This is a genomic window from Pseudomonas sp., assembly GCF_026224925.1.
In the GTDB taxonomy this organism is placed as follows: Bacteria; Pseudomonadota; Gammaproteobacteria; order Pseudomonadales; family Pseudomonadaceae; genus Aquipseudomonas.
In genome coordinates this window covers 1-9,394 of sequence record NZ_JAMFRV010000622.1, presented here as the reverse complement: position 1 = coordinate 9,394, position 9,394 = coordinate 1, and the positions used below count along the sequence as shown (strand labels likewise).

General features: G+C 57.2%; 5 protein-coding genes. 2 read left to right on the top strand and 3 right to left on the bottom strand.

The window, feature by feature from the left end; translation table 11 throughout:
- Positions 1–95 precede the first annotated feature (95 nt).
- The 3 genes from M0974_RS25885 to M0974_RS25875 form a co-directional block, all read right to left on the bottom strand.
- Positions 96–1,148 carry an ABC transporter ATP-binding protein gene (locus M0974_RS25885; RefSeq protein ID WP_297843807.1) on the bottom strand — a complete coding sequence of 351 codons (1,053 nt, stop codon included), beginning with the start codon at positions 1,146–1,148 and terminating at the stop codon, positions 96–98.
- Positions 1,145–2,707 carry an iron ABC transporter permease gene (locus M0974_RS25880; RefSeq protein WP_297843804.1) on the bottom strand — a complete coding sequence of 521 codons (1,563 nt, stop codon included), beginning with the start codon at positions 2,705–2,707 and terminating at the stop codon, positions 1,145–1,147. Before M0974_RS25880 ends, M0974_RS25885 begins: the two co-directional genes overlap by 4 nt.
- 70 nt (positions 2,708–2,777) lie before the next feature.
- Positions 2,778–3,794: an iron ABC transporter substrate-binding protein gene (locus M0974_RS25875; protein WP_297843801.1), complete on the bottom strand. Its 1,017-nt coding sequence runs from the start codon at positions 3,792–3,794 to the stop codon at positions 2,778–2,780.
- Positions 3,795–4,390: 596 nt separating this feature from the next.
- Here M0974_RS25875 and M0974_RS25870 point away from each other — a divergent pair.
- Both M0974_RS25870 and M0974_RS25865 read left to right on the top strand, forming a co-directional pair.
- Positions 4,391–8,635 (top strand): YDG domain-containing protein, encoded by a 4,245-nt coding sequence (locus M0974_RS25870; protein WP_297843798.1) that lies wholly within the window; start codon positions 4,391–4,393, stop codon positions 8,633–8,635.
- The coding region (locus M0974_RS25865; RefSeq protein ID WP_297843796.1) for a POTRA domain-containing protein at positions 8,635–9,394 on the top strand (760 nt) is incomplete at its 3' end. The genes M0974_RS25870 and M0974_RS25865, both read left to right, overlap by 1 nt.

Here is a 9,394-nt window from a genome sequence, read left to right as displayed (position 1 = left end):
TACTGCAGCCGGAACATAACACCATGCTCATATACAACTCCTTTGTATGATTGGTTAGCGAGCGATGGTGAGTATATCAATGCGCCTGTCCGTTGTTAACGACCACCACTCAACACATGCCCACTCCCAACAACCGTGATCCGCACCGTGCTTCCAACTATTGGCGCATGAATGCTCAAGCTTCGAACCAACAACTCTCTAGCCGGCGATCCAGTCTTCAACCGCACCGTGAGCATGCACGCGTTGCCGCCAAAATCACTGTCGGTGACAACGCCTAAACACCCTTCACCTGATGGACCGGATGCCGACAGTTCGATTTGTTCGGGTCGCAACATGATCCGTGCGGCACCTTTAAACGCTGTATCCGCCACCGAGATCCGGCCCAGTTCGCAGGTGGCCCAGCCGCCTTCAACCGTGGCGGGGAGCACCACCGCGTCGCCGAGGAAATAGGCGGTTTCTTCGTCGCGAGGACGCAGGTAGAGGTCCAGCGGCGGCCCGACCTGGATCAGTTTGCCTTGGCGCATAACGGCCAGTTGATTGGCGAAAGACAAGGCTTCAGCCTGGTCGTGGGTTACCAAAATGGTGGTCACGCCAGCGTCCGAGAGCAGCTTGGCGACGGCTTTGCGCATGGAGGCGCGCAGGCCGGTGTCGAGGGCTGAGAACGGCTCATCCAGCAGCATCAGTTTCGGCCGCTGAGCCAAGGCGCGGGCGAGGGCGACGCGCTGTTGTTGGCCGCCGGACAGTTCGTGTGGCCAGCGCGGCAGCATCCGGATGTCTAGCGCTACCATTTCCATCAGTTCGTTGATGCGCTGTTGCTTCGACGCGGCATTGCCGGACAGACCAAAGCCGATGTTGGCGGCGACGGTCATGTGCGGAAACAGCGCCCCATCCTGTGGGACATAGCCGATCATGCGCTGATGAGCAGGCACTTCGATCGGTCCTTTGACCAATGGGGTGCCGTTCAGTGTGATGGTCCCGGAGTCGGGAAACTCAAAGCCGGCGATCATCCTCAGTAACGTCGTTTTGCCTGAGCCGGAAGGGCCAACGATGGCGGTGCGACTGCCCTCAGGCACTGACAAACTGACGTTATCAACAGCGGGCAACGAGCCGAAGGATTTGCAGATAGCATTTAATTCAAGAGAACTCATCGGCCTGCCGTGCGTTTGGATTGATGGTAGAGAATGGCTGTCAGCGGAAGCGATAGCAGGACCATGATCAGTGCGTAAGGCGCGGCAGCCGCGTAGTCGATTTCACTGGTCATTGCCCAAAAGCCGGTTGCCAGCGTACGCGTACCGTTTGGCGCGAGCAGCAGGGTAGCGGTTAATTCGTTGGTGATACCGAGGAACACCAATGCGACCCCAGCGGCAGCGCCGGGTGAGGCGAGGCGCATGGTGATCACCCACAACGCCTGGAGCGGCGAGCGCCCGAGGCTACGGGCCATGTTCTCCAATTCCACTGGAGCCTGGGCGATGCCCGCGCGCAGATTGACCAGCGCCCGGGGCAAGAACATCAGCACATAGGCCAACAACACGGTAATCGCCGTCTGATAAATCGGCCGGGCGAACTTGATGGTGACGGTCACCAATGCCAACGCAACGACAATGCCTGGCAACGAACTGGCGATGTAATTGCAGCTTTCCAGCAGGCGATGCAAACGTCCCGGTGAACGCACCGACAGCCATGCAATGGGGATCGCCGCGCACGTTGTGATAATTGCGCCAGTGCTGGCCAATATTAGCGTCTGCTCCAGCGCTGGCAGAATAGTGCTCATCCGCCAAACGCCTGCGCCGCCGGCGATCAGCCATTTACCCAGCGTGATCAGCGGCACGCCCAACGCCAGCGCGGTGGCCGCTATTGGCAGCAACAGCGCCAAGGCGGTAGTTTTGCGGCCCAGAATGCAGATGCGTTGCTGGCGCGCGCTGCCCGACCCGACCCGCGCATAACGGGCTTTACCGCGTGTGGCAGATTCAAAGGTCAACATTGCCAGGCAGCACAATGCCAACACGCCGGCCAGCATGTTCGCTGCCGGGCCGTTAAACGATGACTGGAACTGATCGAAAATCGCCGTGGTGAACGTATCGAAACGAACCATGGCGTAAAGGCCATATTCAGCCAACAGATGCAGGCCAACCAACAACGACCCGCCCCAAATCGCCAAGCGCAACTGCGGCAGCACTACCCGAAAGAACACCGCCCATGGTTTCAAACCCAGCGACTCTGCGACATCTTCGATGCCCGGGTCCAGCCGTCGCAATGCGGCAGTGGCAGGCAAGTAGATAAAGGGAAAGTAAGCGATGACCGACACCAATACCCCGGCGAACAGTCCGTTAATCGACGGCACAAGACTGACCCACGCATAGCTGTGCACAAACGCCGGCACCGCGAGAGGCGCGACCGCCAGCAATGACCATGCGCGCCTGAAAGGCAGATCGCTGCGCTCGGTCAGCCAGGCCAGTGACACGCCGAGAGCCACGCATAAAGGCACCGTGAAGACGACCAGTAAAACGGTATTAACCAGCAATTCCCCAACCCTGGGCCGAAAGACCAACTCCACAATAGTGGCCCAACCGGTCTGGTAGGAAATGCCGACAACGAATCCGAGTGGCAACAATGCCAACAATGAAATCAGTACAGAGGCTACGACAATCCATGTAGCAGGACGGCCGCCGCTTGAACGGGGCCGTCCTTTAATGGCGGAGGCTGGCATGACCGTATTAGCCACCCCAGCAACTCTCGATGTCTCAACTGCGACACTTGAAATATTCTCCGCCATAGCCTTACAGAAGCCCTGCTTTAGTCATCAGTTCAACCACTTTTTTGCTGTCGAGCTTAGAGGCGTCCACCAAAGGTGCATCCAGTTCGGCCAGTGGGGTCAGTTTGGCGTTGGATTCTGCGCCTTGGCCAACCGCGTATTCAAACGAAGTACCCGTTTTCAAGATCGCCTGACCTTCTTTGCCCGTCACCCACTTCAAGAAAGCCTGAGCTTCTTCTTTGTGTTTGCTGGACGCCAGAACACCGCCACCGGAGATGCTGACGAATGCGCCTGGGTCTTTGTGCTTGAAGTAGTACAGGCCGACTTTATTGCTGTTCTCACCGGTCTTGGATTGGTCAACCAGTGGGTAGTAGTGATAGATCACGCCGCTGTCGATCTGACCGGCATTCACAGCTTTCAGTACGGTGCCATTACCCCGGAATGCGGTGAAGTTGGTTTTCATCGCTTTCAACCACGCAAGCGTTGCCGCTTCGCCTTTCTGCTCAAGCAGAGCGCTGACGATGGCCTGGAAGTCTGCACCGGACGGCGAAGCAGCCCAGCGACCTTTCCAGCTTGGGTCGGCCAAATCAAGCAGCGACTTAGGCATGTCCTTGGCGGTCATTTTGTCTTTGTTATAAACAAAAACAGTCGAACGAGCAGCAATGCCGATCCACTTGCCGTGGGCTGGGCGATACGCGGAGTTCACTTGGGTCAACGTAGCCGGCGCTACCGGTGCGAACAGACCGGCGTTATCCACCAACACCATGGCTGGGGAGTTTTCGGTAAGGAACACGTCGGCCGGGGAAGCAGCACCTTCCTGAACGATCTGGTTGCCCAACTCACTATCATCGCCGTTGCGTACAGTCACCTTGATCCCGGTGTCGTGGGTGAAACCGTCAACCCACGCCTGTGTCAGGCTTTCATGCTGCGCGTTGTAGACAGTGATGCCATCAGCACTTGGCGCGGCAAACACGCTGCCGGCAGCCATCAAGGACGTTACCAGCAAAGCCATTTTGGCAAAGGACGGGGTGCGGGAAGTCATTCTAAAGGCAGCTCCGAAAAATTAAGAAAGCGCCTGTCGGGATTTCCCTGTTCTCAGGCGTGGTGATCATACACCGCAATACGAATTGCTTACATTAAGATCAGCGGCCGCATCTGAGCATAGGTTTAGTGAAATTCATGTTGGCCAACTCCAAGACAGCGCAAATCGCTGTTCGGAGGCGCTAACACAGCCGTTCAAAAACCATCGACGTCACCCGTACGTCGGTGGTTTTTTGACGTTTTTGACCTGAAAAATATTTATTCGTCAATAATGTCAATTTACTATCACTGTGCGTCTGGCTTGCATGTACCATGCGTGAAATCGCCATTCCTTGAGATGCTTATCCTGGAAGTATTTGGTTTGGATAGCCGTTATCCGTGGCACGCAACGTGTCTTTGCTTATGGATTGCGAAACGCAACGCTTCTACCGGGATAAAAATACCCCACCTTCAATTGCCTAAAAAATACTTAAAACGTAGGGCAGTAGTTGTTTCTCAGGAAGCAGCCCATCCCGCAGCCAGCCGCTAAACAGCGAGCCTAATTGCTGCAGTGCAACTTCTTAAAGAGGGTGGGTTGTTCAATCAACCTGCGAAGCTATGAATAAAATATTTCGTCTGGTTTGGAATCAAGTACGCAACGCTTGGGTTGTTGCGCCAGAAACGGCCCGTGGCCATGGCAAGGGATCGAGCCGTACGCGCAAGCTGCAACTGCTTGCTGCGCTGTCCCTGCCGCTGTGCGCCAGCCTCTCCCAAGCGAGCCCGGTGGGCGGGCAGGTAGTGTCAGGTACAGGTAGCATTTCCCAATCGGCGGCTACCACCACCATCAATCAAACAAGCCAGAACCTGTCGCTCAATTGGAAAGGCTTCAACGTCGGGGCACAGGAGACAGTCGACTTCGTTCAGCCCTCGACCTCTGCGATTGCGGTCAACCGCATCTCGGATACCAGCGGCACACAAATCCTGGGTCACCTCAATGCCAATGGGCAGGTGTACCTGATCAACCCCAACGGCGTGTTGTTCGGCCAAGGTGCCCAAGTCAATGTCGGCGGGCTGGTGGCTTCCACCATGGAGTTGAATGACGCGAGCCTGAGCGGCAATACCAAAGCCTTCAACGGCGACGGCGCGGGCAGCGTGGTTAACCTTGGCAGCATCAACAGCGCCAAGGGCGGCTATGTTGCGCTGCTCGGCAATACCGTCAGCAACCAAGGCTTGATCACCGCTCCCCAAGGCACCGTCGCGCTCGGTGCGGGCAGTGCTGCAACGCTCACGTTTGCAAATAACAGCCTGGTCAAAATGCAGGTGGATCAAAGCCTGTTAAATAGCTTGGCCGAAAACGGTGGGGTGATCCGCGCCGACGGTGGGCAAGTGATCATGAATGCTGGCGCAAAAGACGCCTTGCTGGCGAGCGTGGTCAACAACACCGGGGTGATTGAAGCGCGTACGGTGGAGAACCATGAAGGTACCATCACCCTGCTGGGTGGCATGACCGCAGGCACCGTCAAGGTCGCCGGTACGTTGGACGCGAGCGCGCCGACTGGCGGAAATGGGGGGTCTATTGAAACCTCCGCTGCGCATGTTGCAATCGATAAAGCTGCGCATGTCACCACGGCAGCTGCGCACGGCAAAACCGGTCACTGGCTGATTGACCCGACTGATTACACTGTCGCAGCAACGGGCGGCGACATAACGGGAACGCAGCTCGGTATTAACCTGGCCACTAACAACATCGAAATTAAAAGCAGTACCGGGACAACGGCAGCCAAAGATGCGGGCGGCAATATTAACGTCAATCAGGACGTCACATGGGCTGCCAACACGACCCTCACGCTGACTGCTTCGAATAACGTAAATGTGAACGCCAACATCAAGGCGACCGGTGCTTCGGCGGGTATTGCGTTTAACCCCAACACAAGCAATGGCACGGTCGCGAGCAGCGGCGCTGGCAAGGTGATACTTGCCTCTGGTGTTACTGTTGGCCTGCCTGGCGCGGCGTCTACGCTGGCCATCAGCGGCGTAAAATACACAGTCATTCATGACTTGGCTGGCCTGCAAGCTGTAGGAACAAACGTGGCTGGAAACTATGCGCTGGGTAACGCCATTGACGCATCAGCGACCCATGCAGCAACGCCGACCGTGTTTGCGCCAATCGCTAATTTCACCGGCAACTTTAACGGTTTGGGTAACAGCGTCAACGACCTCACCATCAGTTCCACCGGGAACAATGTGGCTTTGTTCGGGGGCGCTAGCACCACCGGTTCACTGAACAACATCGGCTTGGTGAACGCGAATATCACGGGCAACAACTACGTCGCCGGGCTGGTAGCGCATCTGACCCTCGCCAATGGCAGCTTCAGCAATAACTACTCTACGGGCGGGACCGTCAACGGGCTCGGTTATGTCGGTGGTTTGGCGTCTTGGGTCACGTTGGGTTCGGGTGATTTCAGTAACAACTACGTCACCAGCACCGCAAGCAAAGGCAGCGTTACCGGTACTTCTTACACCGGCGGTGTAGTCGGCTGGACGACGCTCACGTCGGGTAACTTCAGTAACAACTACGCTACCGTAGCGGTCAAGGATGGCGGGATCACTGGGTCCTATATGGGCGGCGTCGTGGGTTGGGCCACGCTCACAAAAGGTAGCTTGAATAACAACTACGCTACCGGCGATGTCCACGGCGTCTCTTACACCGGTGGCCTGGCCGGCTGGACCACGCTCACCAATGGTGATTTTTCGATCAACTCTGCGACAGGTAACGTAACTGATAGCAATATCAGCGGCGCCTACGCAGGTGGTTTGGTGGGATGGAGCACGATCACCAAGGGCGACTTCGTCAGCAACTCGGCCACGGGTAATGTCACGGGTTCCACCTACCAAGGTGGCTTGGTTGGCATGAGCACGATCAGCAACGGCAGCTTCAAAATCAACTACGCCACCGGCAACGTGACCGGCACCAGCGTAGATGGCGCTTATTCGGGTGGGTTAGTGGGCTGGAGTTCGGTGACCGGTGGCAACGTCGACACCAACTTTGCCAATGGCAACGTGTCGGGTGCCACTTATGTCGGCGGTTTGATGGGATTGAGCACCGTCATTGGTGCTGCCAATAGTTTCAGCAACAACTACGCCACTGGCAACGTCCTCGACACCACCGCTACCCATATTGGCACCTTCCGGGGCGGCTTGGTTGGAGACAACTCGTCGGCCAACTTCACCGACAACTACGCCACCGGTTTCACCGCAGTAGGCACCGCCGCCAACAGTGGCGGCCTGATTGGTAACAATGCGGCGGGCAAGGTTACCAGCAGCTATTGGGTGACCAGCGTCGCGAATCCAGGCGGCGCCGGAGTTGCCAGCGGTGCAACTGAAATGACCACCAGCCACGGCGGCACACCCATTGCGTCGGACAGCTCAATGCTGAGCCAGGCGAACTTCACCGGCGCAACAGCGGCCAACAGCACAACCACGGCGAACACCACGGCCTTAGCGCCTAACTGGCAGTTCACTAACAGTACTGGCGCTAATACCTGGGTGATGACTGATGGCATTACCCATCCGTTCTTGCAGGCGTTCATCACACCTACGTTCGTGACCATCGCCAGTGTGACTAAGGTCTACGACGGCCTAAGTTATGTCCCAAGTCCTATAGCTCTCGTCACCACCGCGGGTGCTAACAACAGCACAATGACCACCAGTGCTAATGGCAACGTGACCTATTTTGCTGCCGCCAACCCTCATGCGACTGCGGCTACTACCGGGAATTTGACGGTTAACACCACGCTCAATGGCGTTACGGTCTCCAACATCAATGTACGTGTTTACGACCTGACCATCGCCGGTGCGGGTTCTTCGGCCAAGCTCACGCAGTTGGGCAGTAGTGGCATCTTTACTAACGCAGCCACGCTCACCGTCACCCCTAAGGGATTGACCGTGACAGGCGCTACCGCCACTACTCGCGCCTATGATGGCACCACTACGGTCGCTGTGGTCGGTGGCGCTTTGTCGGGGCTGATTGGTACTGAAACGTTAGTCTTGTCCGGACAAACCGGCGTAGTCGCCGACAAAAACGTAGGCAAAGCCAAGGCGGTAACGGTTAGCGGCGCTACATTGGCCAATGGCACTGGCTTGGCCAGCAACTACTACGTCACCAACGCAACGGGCGTGACGGCTGATATCAATCAGGCAGTCTTGAAGCTCAGCAGCGCAACAGTCGCCACTAAAACCTACGATGGCAACACTAGCGCCACTATCACCGGCGGGACGTTGTCTGGCCTGATCGGCACGGAAACCCTGGCGGTGTCTGGCAGCGGTGTCTTTGTCGACAAGAACGCGGGCATCAACAAAGCCGTCACCGCTACCGCGATCAACCTCGCGAACGCGGGGACTGGCGTGACCGCCGGTTTGGCCAGCAACTACATTCTCGCCAGCCTGATCCCAACCACGGCGATAAAGGGCACGATCAACAAAGCCCCTTTGACGCTGCAAAGCGCCACGGTCGCCAATAAGTACTACGACGGCAACACCAGCGCCGTTATTACCAGCGGCGTATTGTCCGGCTTGATCGGCACCGAAACCTTAGGTGTATACGGGGTGGGTGTGTTTATAGACAAGAATGTCGGCAACAACAAACCCGTCACCGCTACGGCAATTAACCTGGCCGATACCGAGTCGGGTGTGACCGCTGGCTTGGCGAGCAACTACACACTCACCAGTCTGATCCCAGCCGTGCCAATGAAGGCCAATATCTACGCCTTGGCCCCAACGCGTTGCGACAATACGCCCGTCATAGCCCCGGTGCTGAAACCAGATCGTTCATCCGATCAAGTCCAAGGCCTACAAGCGCTTTGATGTCGCTGACCATCAAGAGGCTCTGGCTCAGTGTGCAAGCAGCGCCGCGACGCACCATGAAATCTGCGTACGTGGCGCTGCTCGCTCTTAGTCCGTTGCTCGTTCAGGCGGCGGGCCCGGTGTTTCCTGATGCAGGATCGCTGTTGCAGCAGGTTCAGCCGTCGCTGCCGCCAACGCCCGCGCCGAGTGGGGTGGAACTGACTATCCAGCCCCAGGGTGATGCCAAACTGCCGACAAGCGCACCTTTCCCGGTGAAGAGTCTGCAGGTGGTGGGCAACACCCAGTTCGACACGGCAACCCTGCACGGTTTGGTATCGGACACGGAAGGTACCAGCATCACCCTGTCACAACTGGGTGATCTGGCCGCCCGCATTACCGACTATTACCACAGCCATGGTTTTCCGTTGGCGCGGGCATTCATCCCGGCACAGACGATTAAATCGGGAGTGGTGCGCATTGAGGTTATGGAGGCGCGCTACGGGAAGGTCGGCGTTGATAACAGCAGTCGAGTAAACGAGCCGTTATTGACGGCGACGCTCTCTTCCCTGCAAAGCGGACAGGCCATTGACCAGGCAGGATTGGAACATGCTCTGTTGCTGCTTTCCGACATACCAGGCGTCGACAGCTCTGCGACATTGAAGCCTGGCGAGGCCATAGGAACATCGGACCTGTTGGTCAATACAACCCCCGGTGCGGCTGTGACCGGGGAGTTGGCGCTAGACAACTATGGCAACCGCTATACCGGAAGGGAGCGGGTCG